We start from the raw sequence: 16,712 nt of genomic DNA, 5'->3' as shown, positions 1-16,712 counted from the left end.
TTTTCGTGGGCCACCGACCGTGGTTGGGCTGCGGGCCACTGGCCCGCGGCCCCACCACCGCGGAGGCCCACACCCATTTCAGCCGAGGCCCTGATCAGAGGCCGAATCCAGCCCTCCCACGCCCCCTGAAGGTGCCGGGGGCAGCGTCCGGTGCTCCCGGACGGCCGGTCCGCGCGCCGACCGGCCGTGACCCCGAAGTCTTGACAGGTGATGCGGGACTCACCTAATGTTTTCAGTAGGCAGAAGTAAACTTCCACAATCTGGAAATGACCGTTCCGAAAGGAATCCACATGGCTTACACCGTCAACTGCTCCATCCTGCTGACCGAGCTCCCCTTGCTGGAGCGCCCGGCGGCAGCGAAGAAGGCCGGTTTCGACAACGTCGAGTTCTGGTGGCCCTTCGCCGAGGCCGTTCCGGCCGACGCCGAGGTGGAAAAGTTCGTCAGCTCGCTCGCCGACGCCGGCGTCCAGCTGACCGGACTGAACTTCCTGGCCGGCGAAATGCCCGCCGGAGACCGCGGGATTGTTTCCTGGATCGGCCGCGAGAAGGAATTCGCCGACAACATCGACGTCGTCGCCGCCATCGGACAGGCCACGGGCTGCCGCGGCTTCAACGCCCTCTACGGCAACCGCCAGGACGGCCAGTCGGCCGCCGAGCAGGACGAGCTGGCCCTGGCCAACCTCGTGGCCGCCGCGCGCGGGGTCGCCAAGATCGACGGCACCGTCCTGCTGGAGCCGGTCTCCGGCACCGAGGCCTACCCGCTGAAGACCGCCGCCGACGCTCTGGGCGTCATCGCGAAGACCCAGGAAGCCGGCGTGGACAACGTCAAGCTGCTGGCCGACTTCTACCACATGGCAGTCAACGGCGATGATGTCGCGGACGTCGTGAACAAGCACGCCGCCGACTTCGGCCACATCCAGATCGCCGACGACCCGGGACGCGGGGCTCCCGGAACCGGGAACCTGCCGCTGGGCGAGTGGATCGAGAGCAGCCGGGCCAAGGGCTACACAGGACCGATCGGCCTGGAATACAAGGCCTCCTCCGATGTCGCCTTCGACTGGTTGATTCGCCAGGGCGCCTAGGCCCCGACCGGTACGCACCACCAAAACTTCAAGGAGAACAACATGAGCGAAAACAAGAACGTTGCCTTCATCGGCCTGGGGATCATGGGCCTGCCCATGGCCAAGAACCTGGTCAAGGCCGGGTTCCAGGTGACCGGCTTCAACCGCAGCCCCGAAAAGGCCAAGGATCTGGCGTCGGCCGGCGGAACCGCCGCAGCCAGCGTCGCCGAAGCCGTCGCCGATGCCGACGTCGTGATCACCATGGTTCCGGACTCCCCGGACGTGGAAGCAGTTGTCCACGGTGAAGACGGGGTCTTCGCCAACGCCAAGAAGGGCGCACTGTGGATCGACAACTCGACCATCCGCCCCGATGTCGCCGTGGTCCTGGCCGATGACGCCCGCGCCGCCGGCCTGCGCCCCCTCGACGGACCGGTCTCCGGTGGCGAGGCAGGAGCCGTCGACGGCGTGCTGTCCATCATGGTCGGTGGCGAGAAGGCCGACTTCGACGATGCCGCGGCCGTGCTCGATGCCATCGGCAAGACGATCGTCCATGTCGGTCCCTCCGGATCCGGCCAGACGGTCAAGGCCGCCAACCAGCTGATCGTGGCCTCCAACATCCAGGCACTCTCCGAGGCCGTGGTCTTCCTGGAGGCCTACGGCGTCGACACCCAGGCCGCGCTATCGGTCCTCGGTGGCGGCCTGGCCGGCTCCAAGGTCCTGGACCAGAAGGGCCAGAAGATCCTGGACCGCAACTTCGACCCGGGCTTCCGCCTGGCCCTGCACCACAAGGACATGGGCATCGTCACCTCCGCAGCCCGCGAAGCCGGCGTCGTCCTCCCGCAGGGGGCCCTCGTGGCCCAGCTCGTGGCCTCCACCGTCGCCAGCGGCGACGGCTCGCTGGACCACTCGGGTCTGTTCCGTGGTGTCGAGCGCCTGTCGGGTAGCTCCGACTCCAAGTAAGTGGCCCGGGGTCCGGCACCGGGCCCCGCGCTTCCTCCGCCAGCTAGGCGGCGTCCGCCGCACGTCGCTCACCGGCCGGCTTCCGCCCCGCACGGGGCGGTCCCCACAGCCCGGCCGCCGGTACCTATGTTCGGTTCGTACCGGCGGCCGCCCAAACTTCACTATTTCCGGCCCCCCTCCGGGGCCCTCCACCAAGGAGAACACCATGACCAAGATGCGCACCGTGGACGCGATCGTCCTCATCCTCGAGAAGGAGAACGCCACCGAGGCCTTCGGCCTTCCCGGGGCGGCCATCAACCCGCTGTACTCGGCCATCAAGGCCCACGGCGGCATCCGCCACACCCTGGCCCGCCACGTCGAGGGCGCCTCGCATATGGCCGACGGCTACTCCCGCGCTGCCGCCGGGAACATCGGGCTCTGCCTGGGTACCTCAGGGCCCGCCGGCACCGACATGATCACCGGCCTGTATGCCGCCCAGGCCGACTCCATCCCGATGCTCTGCATCACGGGTCAGGCCCCGGTTGCCAAGCTGCACAAGGAGGACTTCCAGGCAGTGGACATCGAGTCCATCGCCAAGCCGCTGTGCAAGATGGCCTCCACCGTCCTGGAGCCGGGACTGGTTCCCGGGACCTTCCAAAAGGCCTTCCAGCTCATGCGCTCCAGCCGTCCCGGCCCGGTGCTGATCGACCTGCCGATCGACGTCCAGATGGCGCAGATCGAATTCGACATCGATGCCTACGAGCCCCTCGGCGTCGAGAAGCCCAAGGCCAGCCGCAAGCAGGCAGGCAAGATCCTGGACATGCTCTTCGCCTCGGAGCACCCGGTGATCATCGCCGGCGGCGGCATCATCAACGCCGATGCCTCCGACGACCTGGTCCGCCTCGCCGAACTGCTCAACGTCCCGGTCCAGCCCACGCTGATGGGCTGGGGTGCCATCCCCGATGACCACCGCCTGATGGCCGGCATGGTGGGCCTGCAGACCCACCACCGCTACGGCAACGTGAACTACCTGGACTCGGACTTCGTCCTCGGTGTCGGGAACCGCTGGGCCAACCGCCACACCGGTGGCCTGGACACCTACACCGCCGGACGCAAGTTCGTGCACGTGGACATCGAGCCCACGCAGATCGGCCGCGTGTTCTCCCCCGACCTCGGCGTCGTCTCCGACGCCGGTGAGGCCCTGCGGGTTCTCATCGAGGTGGCCACCGAGCGTCGCGACGCCGGCACCCTGCCCGACTACTCCGAGTGGGCGCAGACCACCGCGGACCGCAAGGGCGAGGGCCACCGCAAGACCAACTTCGACAACGTCCCGGTCAAGCCGCAGCGTGTCTACCAGGAGATGAACTCGGCCTTCGGTCCGGAAACCACCTACGTTTCCACCATCGGCCTGAGCCAGATCCAGGGGGCACAGATGCTGCACGTCTTCGGCCCGCGCCGCTGGATCAACGCCGGACAGGCAGGCCCGCTGGGCTGGACCGGACCGGCAGCACTCGGCGTCGTCCGCGGCAAGCCCGGCAAGCCGGTCGCCGCCCTCTCGGGTGACTACGACTTCCAGTTCATGATCGAGGAGCTGGCCGTCGGCGCGCAGTTCAAGCTGCCGTACATCCACGTGGTCGTGAACAACTCCTACCTGGGACTGATCCGTCAGTCGCAGCGTGGATTCGAGATGGATTACCACGTGTCCCTGGCGTTCGATAACATCAACTCCCCCGAGACCGAGGGCTACGGCGTGGACCACATCAAGGTGGCCGAGGGGCTGGGCTGCAAGGCCGTCCGGGTCAAGGACCCGAAGGACCTGGCCAAGGGCTTCGCCGAGGCCAAGAGCCTCATGGAGGAGCACTCGGTGCCGGTTGTGGTCGAGGTCATCCTCGAGCGCGTCACGAACATCTCCATGGGTACCGAGCTGAACAACGTCACCGAATTCGAGGATCTGGCCGAGACCGTGGCCGATGCCCCGACGGCGCTCGTTCCGCTGAAGCCGGCCCGTGAGGCGGCAACGGCCGGCGCGTAGCCACCGGAAACGGTCAACGGCGGGCGGAACCGGGAGCCATGCTCCACGGGGTCCGTCCGCCGTTCCGCGTCCATCCACCGGCAGGGCCCAGGTCCTGGCCGGTTCCCGCCCCGCGGAGGCGAGGGCGGATAATCGTCAGGGAAGAAGTCGGGACATCCAGGGCCCGACAGCCAGGATTCGAGGAGGAATCGGCATATGAGCAACCAGAGCAGCACTGCTCCGGCAGGAAAGAACCAGGAATTCGACCTGGTGGTCCGCGGCGAGCGGATCCTCACCGGTGAGGGCATCGGCGCCCACGAGGTCGGCATCCGTGATGGACGGATCGCAGCGATCGAAGGCCCGGGCCAGGGCCTGGTGGGACGCGAGACCATCGAACTCGGTGCCGGGGAAGTGATGATCCCCGGCCTCGTGGACTCCCACGTCCACGTCAACGAGCCGGGGCGCACCGAGTGGGAGGGCTTCGACTCCGCCACCCGTGCCGCCGCCGCCGGTGGGGTGACCACCATCATCGACATGCCGCTGAACTCGATCCCCCCGACGGTGGATGTCGGGGCCCTGGAGCTCAAGCGCGAGGTCGCCGGGCGCAAGGCGTACATCGACGTCGGCTTCTGGGGCGGTGCCGTCCCGGGCAACCGCGAGGAACTACGCAAACTGCACGACGAGGGCGTGTACGGCTTCAAGTGCTTCCTGTTGCATTCGGGGGTGGATGAATTCCCCGCCCTGGAGCCGGAGGAGATGGAGGCCGACATGGCCGAGCTCGCCTCCTTCGACTCGCTGATGATCGTGCACGCCGAAGACGCGCACACCATCGAGGAAGCGCCGCAGATCGGTGGCCGGGAGTACTCCAACTTCCTGGCCTCACGCCCGCGGGTGGCCGAGAACCTGGCCATCCAGCGGGTCATCGACGCGGCACGGCGGACCGGGGGCCGGGCACATATCCTGCACCTGTCCTCCTCCGATTCGCTGCCGGTGATCGCCGCGGCGAAGGCCGAAGGCGTGCGGCTGACCGTCGAGACCTGCCCGCACTACCTGACCCTGCTCGCCGAGGAGATCCCCGATGGGGCCACGGCATTCAAGTGCTGCCCGCCGATCCGTGAGGATGCCAACCGCGAGCTGCTCTGGCAGGGACTCATCGACGGGACCATCGACTTCATCGTCTCCGACCACTCGCCGTCCACGGTGGAGCTGAAGTATCCCGAAGGCGGGGACTTCGGCACCGCCTGGGGCGGGGTGGCTTCCTTGCAGCTGGGTCTGTCGCTGATCTGGACCGAAGCCCGGAAACGCGGCATCGCCCTGGATCAGGTGCTGGCCTGGATGTCCTCGGGGCCGGCGAAGCTGGCCGGTCTGGAGCGCAAGGGTCAGTTGGCGCCAGGCTCCGATGCCGACTTCGCCATCTTCTCCCCGGAAGAGGACTTCGTCGTGGACGTCGCCAAGCTCCAGCACCGCAACCCCGTGTCCGCCTACGCCGGCAAGACCCTGGACGGCGTCGTCGCCGGCACCTGGCTGCGCGGGGAGAAGGTCGATTTCACGACCCCCCACGGACAATTGTTGCGCCGCGGCGAATCCTAGGCTCCACGACACCGCCCGGTGACCGGCGCGGTGCCGGTAGGCTCCCGGGCCAACGAGCTCCTACCTCGCAGCCCGGGTGTTCATCCCGGACGGGATGGTCGATCCATCCGGGGTGGGCATGACGGTGCCCCCTCCACCACTCTTCCCGGTGGAGGGGGCACCGTGTTTTAACGCCGCGGACGGTTCAGCTCAACGGAGGAAGATACGGGCGGGCCCCGAAGGGCGGGGGAGGGCCGGCGCGGTGGGCCGCGGAAATGAAATGGTCCAGTTCGGTGGCCTGCTGTCCGCGCAGGAAGATCCCGAGCATGCTCAGCAGCCCCTCGAAGACCTCGTCCCGATGGGCGGAGGAGTCCAGTAGTCGTTTGGCCGCAGGCTGATTGCCCTCGCGGATGGCCTGGAACAGGGTGATCGCCTCGAGCCATATGCCGTCCCGGTGCATGCGGCACCTCCTTTCATGTCGTGGGGCCAGCCTAATGTTGGGTCTATCGAACTTTCAAGTACGGTTCTTCGTAGGCCAGGGTGGGAGTCGCAGGCACCACGGGTGCGTCCCGACGCCCGCCCGGCCTGCCCACCGTCCCGAAAGGAACCCCATTTCCATGACCAGGAACATCTCCGTCATCGTCGGCAGCCTGCGCCGTGCCTCCTATGCGCGCAAGATCGCACTGAACGCCATCGACCTCTTCCCCGCTGGCTACCAGGCCCGCATCGTCGAGATCCGCGACCTGCCGCTCTATGATTTCGACTACGACACCCCCGAGGTCGCCGATAAACCCCTGCCCGGGGAATACACCGGCTTCCGCGAAACGATCAAGGCCTCCGACGGCGTCCTGTTCGTCACCCCGGAGAACAACCGCACCATCCCGGCTTGCCTCAAGAACGCGGTGGACATCGGCTCCAAGCCCAATGCCGACGTCGCATGGAAGAACCTCCCGGCGGGGATCATCAGCCACTCGGTGGGCCGCATGGGCGGGTACAGCTCACAGAAGAACCTGCGGCTGGCGCTGTCCTATTTCGACATGCCCACCCCGGGCCAGCCCGAGGTGTTCCTGTCCCGGTCCCCGGGGCTGATCGACGAGGAGGGCGGAATCAGCCAGGAGTCCACGGTCGGGTTCCTGCAGGACTACATCAGCCGCTTTGCCGAGCTGGTGGCCACACGGCCCCGACCCAGGCCCTAGCCTCGATCTTTCATCGGGCTGTGCTGGTTGCGGGCCAGGACTTACCTTCTGCCTAGCGGTACTGATTCTGGCATGAGGGTGTGACGGATTGCCCGATAGCCTCGGATCGGGCCGGAATCTCCACTGGTTCCGCTGTATGTGCTTCTTGCTTCGTCGGGATGGTCCGGGGGCTGGTCAGCCAGGTGCCGGGAGGCTCCGAAGTCGCTCCAGGGCTTTGAGGATCAATGGTGTTTCCGGAGCCGTTGCCGCAAGGTGCAGGATCTTGCGCCTGCCGGTGGTGATGATTTTGCCGGCCGTTTCGAAGATCCGCGTTCGCAGGCGCTTGGGTTCGTACCGCCGTGCCTCGGTCCCGGTCAGGGCAAGCATCTGCGTCCATGCGGTGAGCTCGAGGGCGAGCATCACCAGGTGGACCCAGATCTCATTGCCGGCAAAGGCCTTCAACGGGAGGTTCTCCAATCCGGTGTCCTTGCCATTGCGGATCCGGTCCTCGCAGCGGGCCCGCAAACGGTGTGCGACTTCCAACCGGGCCAGATCGTCCCCGGCCTGATTCGTCGCGAACGCGGTGTAGCGCATCCCGTCGATGTCGGTAATGCGCAGCTGCGCCCCGACGTGGGGTTCCTCCTTGCGCACGATCACCCGCATCCCGGCCGGCCACGAGGACAAGTACAGGTCGCCGGTCAGCTCGGTTACCCAGGCCCCTTCGCGTTCGATCCCGTCGCTGTTCAGGGCCTTCACTCAGGAGTTGTTGTCGATGCTTCCCAGGGCTTTTTCCATGGCCGGGAAGAATCCGAAGCCCACGGAATAGGCCAGGTCCCGCACCGGGTCGGTGAGCCAATCCAGGAATCCGTGGGTGCCACCGGCGGTATCGGTGCGCACCAGTATCGCCCGGCCCGTACGGTGTCCGGGTGGGAGCTGGGCCAGGGAGGCGTCGGTCACGGTGATGTGGTCCGCCACCGTGTTTGACCCGGCGTTGCCCGGGCGCAGCAGCATCGCCAACGGCTCCCCGGTGCCCTTCGCGCCGTGGTCGGCGAACGAGGCCAAAGGGTGGAACCCGAAGCCGCGCTTGTAGGTCGGGGCCGCTTGTTCCTTGTTCTCGCTGTGGGAGGTCACCAGGGTTGCGTCCAGGTCCACGACCAGCGGGTTTTCATCGCTGGCGGCGTGGACCGGTGAATCGTGCCCGGCAGCGTCCCAGGCCCGGGCACGTGTCTGGGCGCGGGCGGTGTTGATCGCCTCCAGCACTGCCGGGGCGTCGTCGGCGAGGGCCTTGAGTAGGCGGGAAACGGTGGGATCGGAGGCGACGGGGCCGAACACCCAGGGCTGGGTGCGCAGCCGGTCGACGTCGGAGAACGCGTCCCCGCCCATTGCCAGGGACAGGACCTCATCGAGCAGGATCTTGCCCGGGTCGTGGATGGCGTAGGGCTTGCGCCACGGTTTCATGGCGGTGCTCAACGCTGCTGGCAGGGCAACGGCCTTCGCGGTCTCGGCCAGCAATACGGCGCCGGCTTGGGACACGATCCCGGTCCCTGCGTCGTCGACGTCGAGGTCCGGGTAGAAACGGGTAGACTTCTTCACCGTAAGGGTGCTCCTTTTCCTGTCGAAAGCAGTTGTGTCGTAACTACTATTTTCGCAGGTCAGGAGCACCTTTACGGGCTTAAACACGCCTCCGGGGCGACGACCTCATGAAATGCCGAGGCTAGAGACCCGGACGTCGAACGGTCCGGTCGGCGCCACCACGCACAATGCCCATGGGGACCGAAGTCCCCATGGGCATTCTGCGTGGGCGGTGCCTGCGCCGTCGTGCGGCGCCGCGGTCGCGGGTCCTAGACCCCGAGCTGCTCGCGCAGGCGGGAGACGTGGCCCTCCGCGGCGACGTTGTACTCGGCGGACTTCACGGTCCCGTCGGGGTTGACGACGATCGTGGAGCGCAGGGTCCCGGTGACGGTCTTTCCGCCGAGGTCCTTGTCCCCGTAGGCGCCGTAGGCCTTGGCGGTCCGGTGGTCCGGGTCCGACAGCAGCGGGAACGTCAGTGACTGGTCATCGGCGAAGGCCTGCAGGTCGTCCTCCCCGTCGGAGGAGATGCCCAGGACGTCGTAGCCGGCGCCGGCCAGCGAGCTCAGGTTGTCCCGGAAATCGCAGGCCTCGGTGGTGCAGCCCGGGGTTGCGGCCTTGGGGTAGAAGTAGACCACGACCGAACGGCCGGTGTAGTTGGACAGGCTGATGGTGGCGCCGTCGGCGTCGGTGAGGGTGAAGTCCGGTGCGCGATCGCCGGCCTGAAGCTGGGTGGGGGCCTCTGACATGTGATTCTCCTTAGATTTTCGCATGGTGGTATTCCATTACCATTATAAGGGTGTTTGGGTGTCGCGATAGGGCCCGGGGGCAAATCCTTCGGCGGAGGGATTGAAAGGCCCGACGCGCCGAGTACAGTTGCCAGTGCCCCGAACGGCCACAGCCGCCCGGGCCATCACCCGCCGACGCGACCCAGCCCCCGGTGTGGTTAGTCCAGAAAGTCACCCCTGCATGCTCCTGCGCCTGATCCTCAAGCACGCGAAACCCTATCGACCGTGGATCATCGCGGTGCTGGTCTTCCAGCTCGGAACGACCATGGCCACGTTGTTCCTGCCGAGCCTGAACGCGCGGATCATCGACGAGGGAGTGACGCAGGGCGATACCGATTTCATCTGGCGCACCGGCGCGATGATGCTGATGGTGGCCTTCATCCAGGTCCTCACCGCGATCGCCGCCGTCTACTTCGGGGCGAAGACCTCGATGGCCGTGGGCCGGGACATCCGCCGTGGCGTCTTCCACTCGGTCGCCGGGTTCTCGGCCCGGGAGGTCAACGAATTCGGCGCCCCGACCCTGATCACCCGCGGCACCAACGACGTCCAGCAGGTCCAGATGCTGGTGCTGATGGGCCTGAACTTCATGGTTTCCGCCCCGATCATGTGCGTGGGCGGGATCATCATGGCCCTGCGTGAGGATGCCGGGCTGTCCTGGCTGGTATGGGTGTCGGTCCCGCTGCTGGTGGTGATCGTCGGCTTCCTCATCCGGTTGCTGATGCCGCTGTTCCGCCTGATGCAGGAACGCATCGACTCCATCAACGGGGTGCTGCGCGAGCAGATCATCGGCATCCGCGTGGTGCGGGCCTTCGTGCGGGAACCCTACGAGACCGAGCGTTTCCGGGCCGCCAACGAACGCCTGACCGAGGTGGGGGTCCGGGTCGGACAACTGTTCGTGCTGATGTTCCCGTTGATCGGGATGATCCTGCACCTGGCCACCGCCGCGGTGCTGTGGTTCGGTGGACACCGCGTGGCCGACGGGAACATGGAGGTCGGCTCGTTGACCGCCTTCCTGCAGTACCTGCTGCAGATCCTCATGGCCGTGATGATGGGTACGTTCATGGCCATGATGATCCCGCGCGCCGCCGTCTGCGCGGAACGGATCGACGAGGTCCTGCAGGCCGAACCCTCGCTCCGCGACCCCGAGGTCACCACGGTGGACGCCCCGGCGCATGGCACCGTGGAATTCCGCCGGGTCTCCTTCGGCTATCCCGGCGCCGAGGAACCGGTGCTCAAGGATCTCCAGTTCACCGCCGAACCCGGTCGGATGACCGCGATCATCGGATCCACCGGGTCCGGTAAATCCACGCTCCTGAACCTCATCCCGCGCCTGTACGACGCCGATGCCGGGCAGGTGCTCATCGACGGGACCCCCGTGTCGGCGTTGACCCGCGAACAACTCTCCGAACGGGTGGCCGCCGTCCCGCAACGGCCCTACCTCTTTTCCGGAACCGTCGCCTCCAACCTGCGCTACGGCAACCGGGAGGCGACGGATCCCGAACTCTGGGAGGCCCTGCGGATCGCCCAGGCCCGGGATTTCGTCTCCGGGAAGGAGGGTGGACTGGAGTCGGGAATCGCCCAGGGCGGGACGAACGTCTCCGGCGGACAACGCCAGCGCCTGTGCATCGCCCGCGCCCTGGCCGCCAGGCCCAAGGTCTACCTCTTCGACGATTCGTTCTCGGCACTGGACGTCACCACCGACTCCCGGCTGCGGGCGGCGTTGAAGGAGACCACCGGTGAGGCCACGGTGATCGTCGTCGCCCAACGCGTGTCCACGATCATCGACGCCGACCAGATCCTGGTGCTGGACGACGGCGAAATCGTCGGGCGCGGCACCCATGAGGAACTGTTGGAAAGCTCGGCGACCTACCTGGAGATCGTCGAATCCCAGATCAGTGCGGAGGAGGTGTCCTAGATGGCCGAGAAGAAACCGGCCGCACAGGTCGAGGATCTCGAGGATTTCGCCGTATCCGCCGATGACGGATTCGGGGACCAGCGGCCGGTGCGCAAGGCCAAGGCGTTCTGGCCCGCGACCAAACGCCTCATGGGGCTCATGGCCCCCGAAAAGGCCGGCATCGCCGTCGTACTCTTATTTGTCGCCGTCGGCGTGGTGCTGACCGTCATCGCCCCCAAGATCCTGGGCAGGGCCATGGACGTCATCTTCTCGGGCGTCATCGGTTCACAAATGGCTCCGGGCACCTCGAAGGCGGAGGCCGTTTCCGGGCTGCGGGCCCAAGGCAAGACCAATCTGGCCGACATGCTCGAGCGGATGGACCTGGTTCCCGGGACAGGCATCGACTTCCACCAGCTCGGCGTCATCATCTCCTTCGTGTTGATGATGTACTTCGTGGCGAACGTCTTCATGTGGGCCCAGGGCTACCTGCTGAATAAACTGGTCATGCGCGTGGTCTACCGGCTGCGCAAGGACGTGGAGGACAAGCTCAACAAACTGCCGCTGAACTACTTCGACACCCGTCAGCGCGGGGACCTGCTCTCGCGGGTCACCAACGACGTGGACAACATCCAGACCGCCCTGCAGCAGGCCTTCTCGCAGCTGCTCGAATCGATCCTGACCGTGGTGGGCATCGTGATCATGATGTTCATCGTCTCCTGGCAGCTGGCACTGATCGCCTTGGTCGCCCTGCCGCTTTCGGCGGTGGCCGCGGCGCTGATCGGGACCAGGGCCCAGGGCCTGTTCGCCGAGCAGTGGAAGTCCACCGGGACGCTGAACGGGCAGATCGAGGAGTCCTTCTCCGGCCACGACCTCATGAAGGTCTTCGGCCGCGAGGAGGAATCGGTGGCCCGCTTCGACGAGCGCAACGAGGAATTGTTCAAGGCCTCCTTCGGCGCCCAATTCGTCTCGGGCACCATCTTCCCGGTCATGCAGTTCATCTCCTACCTGGCCTACGTGGGCATCGCCGTCGTCGGCGGCCTGCGGGTGGCCTCGGGGCAGATGAGCCTGGGCGATGCCACCGCATTCATCCAGTACTCCCGCGAATTCACCCAGCCGCTGGGACAGATCGCCGGAATGGCCAACCAGGTCCAGTCGGGGGTCGCCTCCGCCGAACGGACCTTCGAGCTGCTGGACGCCCAGGAGCAGGAGGCGGAAACCCCCACCGCCCGGCTGGCGGCCCGCACCGAAGGCCACGTCCAGTTCACCGACGTCACCTTCTCCTACGATCCGGCCAGGCCGCTGATCGAGGACCTGTCCTTCGAGGCGCATCCGGGCCATACGGTGGCGATCGTCGGCCCCACGGGGGCCGGGAAGACCACGCTGGTGAACCTGGTGATGCGTTTCTACGAGCTCGACGGCGGGGCCATCACCCTGGACGGGATCGACATCACGGCACTGTCCCGGGCCGAACTGCGCTCCAAGGTCGGCATGGTGCTCCAGGACGCCTGGTTGTTCAACGGGACGATCATCGAGAACATCAGGTACGGTCGGCTCGATGCCACCGACGAGGAAGTCCACGAGGCCGCCACCGCCACCTACGTCGACCGCTTCGTGAAGGCGCTGCCCGAGGGCTACGACACCATCATCGACGACGAGGGCACCAACGTCTCCGCCGGTGAGAAGCAGCTGATCACCATCGCCCGGGCCTTCCTGGCCAACCCGTCGCTGCTCATCCTGGACGAGGCGACGTCCTCGGTGGATACCCGCACCGAAGTGCTGGTCCAACATGCCATGGCCGCGCTGCGCACCGACCGGACCAGCTTCGTGATCGCCCACCGGCTGTCGACCATCCGCGACGCCGACACCATCCTGGTGATGGAAGCGGGCAGGATCGTCGAACAAGGCAGCCACGAGGTGCTGTTGGCGGCCCGCGGGGCCTACTACCGGCTGTACATGTCCCAGTTCGCCGGACCTGCCGAGGACCCAGATATCGACCCCGACGCCGGGGACGGGGCCGGAGCCGTGCCGGTTTCGGACCTCTGAGCGGGCCCCGGTAGTCTCGGCCCATGAACCGGATGCCCGCTGAACCCCGACCGCCCAGGATTCCCTCCTTCAACGCCCCGGGGAACCGTCCGCCGGGGGACCTGACGGGCTTGGACCTGGACGGACGCAGCGACGGCCTGCTGTTCGACTCCGACGACGCCGACGGGCAGGACCTCGAAGACACCGTCTTCACCGAGTGCACCTTCCGGCGGGTCTCGCTCATGGGGGCGGAACTGAACCGGGCGAGTTTCGGGAACTGCGAGTTCACCGATCTGGGGGCCGCCTCGTTGCGGGCCCCGGACAGCGGCTGGTGGAACACCAGCCTGGCCCGCACCCGCATCGGTTCCGCCGAACTGCATGGGGCCGGCCTGCGTTCGGTGCTCTTCGACGGCGGCAAACTCGATCTGGTGAACCTGCGCGGGGCGAAGCTCAAGGACGTGCTCGTCCGCTCGATGATCATCGACGAGCTCGATCTCGGGGCGGTCCAGGCCGAGAGGGTGGCGTTCCAGGATTGCCGGATCGGCATGTTGTCCCTGCATGGGGCGAAGCTCAAGGATGTGGACCTGCGCGGGGCCGCGCTGGCGGGACTGTCCGGGGTCGGCGGTTTGCGGGGTGCGACCGTCGGCGAACTGCAGCTGCAGGACCTGGCCCCGCTCCTCGCCGCCGAGGCGGGTTTGCGGGTGCTGTAAACGTGCTGACCGGCCGTCCAGAATGTGAGCAACTATGATTACTAGACATAGCGAACGCTCATAAGCGATCATAGGGGGAGATCAATGCCGAATCCCGCCAGGCGGAACCACCCCAGGAGAGTATCGATGACCACGAACGCATCACTTGGCCAGCACATGGACGAGGAGCTGCGCAGCCAGCCCGACGTCTGGCAGCGCGCCGTCACCCAGGCCGGTTCCGAGAACCTGCTGCCCGCCTCCGGGGCCCGCGTCGCCGTCGTCGGCTGCGGCACCTCCTGGTTCATGGCGGAGTCCTACGCCGCGGCCCGGGAGACCGCCGGCCACGGCGTGACCGACGCCTTCGCCGCCTCCGAGGCCCGCATCGCCGGCCGCGGCTACGACGCGGTCGTGGCCATCACCCGTTCGGGCACCACCTCCGAGGTCCTGACGCTGCTCAAGGAACTCGAACCGGGCATCACCACGATCGCCCTGGTCGGGGACACCTCCTCGCCGATCGTGGAAATGGTCGACCGGGTCGTGGAACTGCCCTACGCCGACGAGCAGTCGGTGGTGCAGACGCGCTTCGCCACCACCGCGCTGGCCTATCTGTTGAGCAGTGTCGGCATGGACCTGGGCGAGGCCATCGAACAGGCCCGCACCGCCGTCGACCAGGAAACCGGCACCGATCTGCTCGAGGCCGAGCAGTTCACCTTCCTCGGACAGGGATGGAGCGTCGGGCTCGCCCATGAGGCCGCCCTGAAGATGCGTGAAGCAGTCCAGGGCTGGACCGAGGCCTACCCGGCCATGGACTACCGCCACGGACCCATCGCCATCGCCGCCCCCGGCCGGGTCACCTGGTCCTTCGGGCCGGCTCCCGAGGGACTGGCCGCGGACGTGGAACGCACCGGGGCCCTCTATGTCGAATCCTCGCGCCACCCGTTGGCCGAGCTGGCCCGCCTGCACCGCGTCACCCTGGACCGGGCCCGCCACCGCGGCCTGGACCCGGACGCCCCGCGCAACCTCTCGCGTTCGGTGATCCTCGAGGAGCAGGCCTAGGGTCCGCCCCGGTCTGGCGCACCACACCCATGGAACCGGCTTACCTGCTCTTCGACATCGGCGGCACCGACATCAAGGCCGCCCTGGCGACCCCCGACGGCACCCTGCATACGGTCCTGAGGTCCCCGACCCCGCAGGCCGGGGACCCGGAGGCCGCCGCGGTCCTGGCCGAGCTCGACGTGCTGCGCGGCCGGTTGCTGGCCGGATCCCCGTCGCTGACCCCGGTGGCCGCCGGGGTCGTGGTGTGCGGAACCGTCGATGAGCAGGCCGGCACCGGGGTCTTCTCCTCGAACCTGGGATGGCGCAACGTGCCCTTCCGTCGGCTGTGCACCGAACGCTTCGGGATCCCCACCGGATTCGGCCACGACGTCGGAACCGCCGGGGAGGCCGAACTAGCCCTGGGCGCCGGCCGGGTGTTGGGTCGGCAGGCGGCCAACACGGCCGTCCTGGTCATCGGCACCGGCATCGCCGGGGCGCTCTTCGTCGACGGCCGCCGGCTCGAAGCCGGAGGTTTTGCCGGGGAGATCGGCCACGCCGCCGTCCCGGGGGGCCTGGACTGCCCCTGCGGCGCCCACGGCTGCCTCGAAACCGTGGGATCCGCCGCCGCCATTGCCCGGAACTACACGCGGGCCACCGGAACGGAAGTCGATGGTGCCCGCGAAGTCCTCGAACGCCGGCGTACCGGGGACACCGACGCGGCGCACTGCTGGGACGCGGCCGTCGAGGCCCTGTCCTTCTCCATCGCCCAGCTCTGTGCCTCCGTGGGCCCCGAGGCCGTCATCGTCGGCGGCGGGCTCGCCCAGGCCGGGGACGACCTGCTGGTTCCGTTGCGCGCCGCCGTGGACGCCCGGCTGTCCTTCCACCGCACACCACGGATCATCACCGCCGAACTGGGCCAGGACGCCGGATTGCGTGGGGCGTATCTGCGGGCCGAGGCCGCCCGGTCGGCCGCAACCAAGGAGACCCCGTGATCCTGACCATCACCCCCAATCCGGCCCTGGACGAAACCTACGATGTCGATCATCTCGCCGTGGGTGGGACCAACCGGGTCCCCGCCCCGGGCGTCCGCGCCGGAGGCAAGGGGCTGAATGTCGCCCGCATCCTGCACCGCCAGGGCAGTTCCGTCCACGCCATCGCCACCCGAGGTGGCGGGGCCGGGGAGACCTTCGCCACCGAACTGGACGCCTCCGGCATCGGGAACACGCTGGTCCCCGTGGCCCCCGGCACCCGACGCAGCTTCGCCTTGGTCGACCGCGGGACCGGGATGACCACGATCTTCAACGAACACGGCGGAGGCCTCGAGGCCGCCGAATGGGACGCCGTCCAGCGTGCCGTCCTGGACTCGATCCCCGGGGCCGACGTCGTCGTGGGATCGGGCTCGCTCCCCGGTGGGGCCGCCGGGCCCGGGGAGGCCGAAGCCGATCAGGAGGCCGGATACGGCTCCGGTTTCTACCCCTGGCTGGTCCGGGCCGCCCGCGCCGGAGGGGTCCCCTGCCTCATCGACACCTCGGGGGCCGGACTGCTGGCCGCGGCCAGGGCCGGGGCCGATGTGCTCAAACCCAACCATCACGAACTCCTCGAGGCCACCGGGGAATCGGAGATCGCCCGGGGCGCCGGGCTCCTGCTGGAACTGGGGGCACGGCGCGTGGTCGTCAGCGCCGGTGAAGACGGGCTGAGCCTCTTCGAGGCCGCAACCCCCGGACGGTCGATATCGGCCCGGCTACCCGAACCCCTTCACGGCAACCCCACGGGGGCCGGCGACGCCTGCGTGGCCGCCCTGGCTTCCGGGGTGGCCGAGGGGCTCGATGCCGAGGCCCTGGTCCGCCGCGCGGCCGCCTGGTCCGCCTCGGCGGTACTCATGCCGGCCGCCGGGGAACTGCACCCCAGCCATCCGGAGCTGGCCCGCCGGCTCGTGGTCACCCGGCACTAGAAACCGCAG

The 16,712-nt window shown here is 67.7% G+C and carries 13 protein-coding genes and 1 pseudogene; 11 read left to right on the top strand and 3 right to left on the bottom strand.

Annotation, left to right across the window (positions count from 1 at the left end; genetic code table 11):
- The first annotated feature begins 290 nt into the window (after positions 1-290).
- The 4 genes from ACT3UE_RS00890 to allB all read left to right on the top strand — a co-directional run bounded on the left by ACT3UE_RS00890 (position 291) and on the right by allB (position 5,601).
- Complete coding sequence (locus tag ACT3UE_RS00890; RefSeq protein ID WP_444554815.1) at positions 291-1,082, top strand: hydroxypyruvate isomerase family protein; 792 nt, start codon at positions 291-293, stop codon at positions 1,080-1,082.
- Positions 1,083-1,124: 42 nt separating this feature from the next.
- Positions 1,125-2,021, top strand: a complete 897-nt coding sequence (locus ACT3UE_RS00885; RefSeq protein ID WP_444554814.1) for a 2-hydroxy-3-oxopropionate reductase — start codon at positions 1,125-1,127, stop codon at positions 2,019-2,021.
- Between the two features lie 205 nt (positions 2,022-2,226).
- Positions 2,227-4,032, top strand: coding sequence for a glyoxylate carboligase (gene gcl, locus ACT3UE_RS00880; RefSeq protein ID WP_444566093.1), 1,806 nt, complete (start codon positions 2,227-2,229; stop codon positions 4,030-4,032).
- Positions 4,033-4,227: 195 nt separating this feature from the next.
- Entirely contained in the window at positions 4,228-5,601 is a 1,374-nt protein-coding gene (gene allB / locus ACT3UE_RS00875; RefSeq protein WP_444554812.1) for an allantoinase AllB, read from the top strand.
- Positions 5,602-5,785: 184 nt separating this feature from the next.
- On the opposite strand, the gene ACT3UE_RS00870 is transcribed toward allB, so the two are convergent.
- Positions 5,786-6,040, bottom strand: coding sequence for a hypothetical protein (locus ACT3UE_RS00870; protein ID WP_444554811.1), 255 nt, complete (start codon positions 6,038-6,040; stop codon positions 5,786-5,788).
- A gap of 157 nt (positions 6,041-6,197) precedes the next feature.
- Here ACT3UE_RS00870 and ACT3UE_RS00865 point away from each other — a divergent pair, with 157 nt between their 5' ends.
- Complete coding sequence (locus ACT3UE_RS00865; RefSeq protein WP_444554810.1) at positions 6,198-6,776, top strand: NADPH-dependent FMN reductase; 579 nt, start codon at positions 6,198-6,200, stop codon at positions 6,774-6,776.
- A 174-nt stretch (positions 6,777-6,950) separates the two neighbouring features.
- Here the strand turns inward: ACT3UE_RS00865 and ACT3UE_RS00860 are convergent.
- Positions 6,951-8,348, bottom strand: a pseudogene (locus ACT3UE_RS00860) (IS1380 family transposase).
- 248 nt (positions 8,349-8,596) lie between these two features.
- Entirely contained in the window at positions 8,597-9,073 is a 477-nt protein-coding gene (gene bcp, locus ACT3UE_RS00855; RefSeq protein ID WP_444561117.1) for a thioredoxin-dependent thiol peroxidase, read from the bottom strand.
- 220 nt (positions 9,074-9,293) lie between these two features.
- On the opposite strand from bcp, the gene ACT3UE_RS00850 reads away from it, so the two are divergent.
- From ACT3UE_RS00850 to ACT3UE_RS00825, 6 genes are all read left to right on the top strand, one after another.
- Positions 9,294-11,027: an ABC transporter ATP-binding protein gene (locus ACT3UE_RS00850; RefSeq protein WP_444554809.1), complete on the top strand. Its 1,734-nt coding sequence runs from the start codon at positions 9,294-9,296 to the stop codon at positions 11,025-11,027.
- The gene (locus tag ACT3UE_RS00845; protein ID WP_444561118.1) at positions 11,028-13,049 is read left to right on the top strand and encodes an ABC transporter ATP-binding protein; all 2,022 of its coding nucleotides are present in this window, start codon (positions 11,028-11,030) and stop codon (positions 13,047-13,049) included. It begins immediately after the preceding gene.
- 23 nt (positions 13,050-13,072) lie between these two features.
- Complete coding sequence (locus ACT3UE_RS00840) at positions 13,073-13,738, top strand: pentapeptide repeat-containing protein (RefSeq protein WP_444554807.1); 666 nt, start codon at positions 13,073-13,075, stop codon at positions 13,736-13,738.
- Between the two features lie 126 nt (positions 13,739-13,864).
- A complete protein-coding gene (locus tag ACT3UE_RS00835; protein ID WP_444554806.1) occupies positions 13,865-14,773 on the top strand; it encodes an SIS domain-containing protein in 909 nt (302 codons plus the stop codon).
- Between the two features lie 29 nt (positions 14,774-14,802).
- Complete coding sequence (locus tag ACT3UE_RS00830; protein ID WP_444554805.1) at positions 14,803-15,744, top strand: ROK family protein; 942 nt, start codon at positions 14,803-14,805, stop codon at positions 15,742-15,744.
- On the top strand, positions 15,741-16,703 hold the full coding sequence (locus ACT3UE_RS00825) for a 1-phosphofructokinase family hexose kinase (RefSeq protein ID WP_444554804.1): 963 nt from the start codon (positions 15,741-15,743) through the stop codon (positions 16,701-16,703). The genes ACT3UE_RS00830 and ACT3UE_RS00825 overlap by 4 nt, the downstream gene beginning before the upstream one ends.
- The last annotated feature ends 9 nt before the right edge of the window (positions 16,704-16,712 follow it).

The sequence above is a fragment of the Arthrobacter sp. 179 genome, assembly GCF_052379645.1.
Lineage (GTDB): Bacteria > Actinomycetota > Actinomycetes > Actinomycetales > Micrococcaceae > Arthrobacter_H.
This window is presented reverse-complemented; position numbering and strand designations above follow the sequence as displayed.

Coding starts and splice junctions, on each gene's coding strand:
- ACT3UE_RS00835 (WP_444554806.1), top strand. CDS start 13,865: ATGACCACGAACGCATCACTTGGCCAGCACATGGACGAGGAGCTGCGC.
- ACT3UE_RS00885 (WP_444554814.1), top strand. CDS start 1,125: ATGAGCGAAAACAAGAACGTTGCCTTCATCGGCCTGGGGATCATGGGC.
- ACT3UE_RS00830 (WP_444554805.1), top strand. CDS start 14,803: ATGGAACCGGCTTACCTGCTCTTCGACATCGGCGGCACCGACATCAAG.
- ACT3UE_RS00850 (WP_444554809.1), top strand. CDS start 9,294: ATGCTCCTGCGCCTGATCCTCAAGCACGCGAAACCCTATCGACCGTGG.
- ACT3UE_RS00845 (WP_444561118.1), top strand. CDS start 11,028: ATGGCCGAGAAGAAACCGGCCGCACAGGTCGAGGATCTCGAGGATTTC.
- ACT3UE_RS00870 (WP_444554811.1), bottom strand. CDS start 6,040: ATGCACCGGGACGGCATATGGCTCGAGGCGATCACCCTGTTCCAGGCC.
- ACT3UE_RS00865 (WP_444554810.1), top strand. CDS start 6,198: ATGACCAGGAACATCTCCGTCATCGTCGGCAGCCTGCGCCGTGCCTCC.
- ACT3UE_RS00890 (WP_444554815.1), top strand. CDS start 291: ATGGCTTACACCGTCAACTGCTCCATCCTGCTGACCGAGCTCCCCTTG.
- bcp (WP_444561117.1), bottom strand. CDS start 9,073: ATGTCAGAGGCCCCCACCCAGCTTCAGGCCGGCGATCGCGCACCGGAC.
- allB (WP_444554812.1), top strand. CDS start 4,228: ATGAGCAACCAGAGCAGCACTGCTCCGGCAGGAAAGAACCAGGAATTC.
- ACT3UE_RS00840 (WP_444554807.1), top strand. CDS start 13,073: ATGAACCGGATGCCCGCTGAACCCCGACCGCCCAGGATTCCCTCCTTC.
- gcl (WP_444566093.1), top strand. CDS start 2,227: ATGACCAAGATGCGCACCGTGGACGCGATCGTCCTCATCCTCGAGAAG.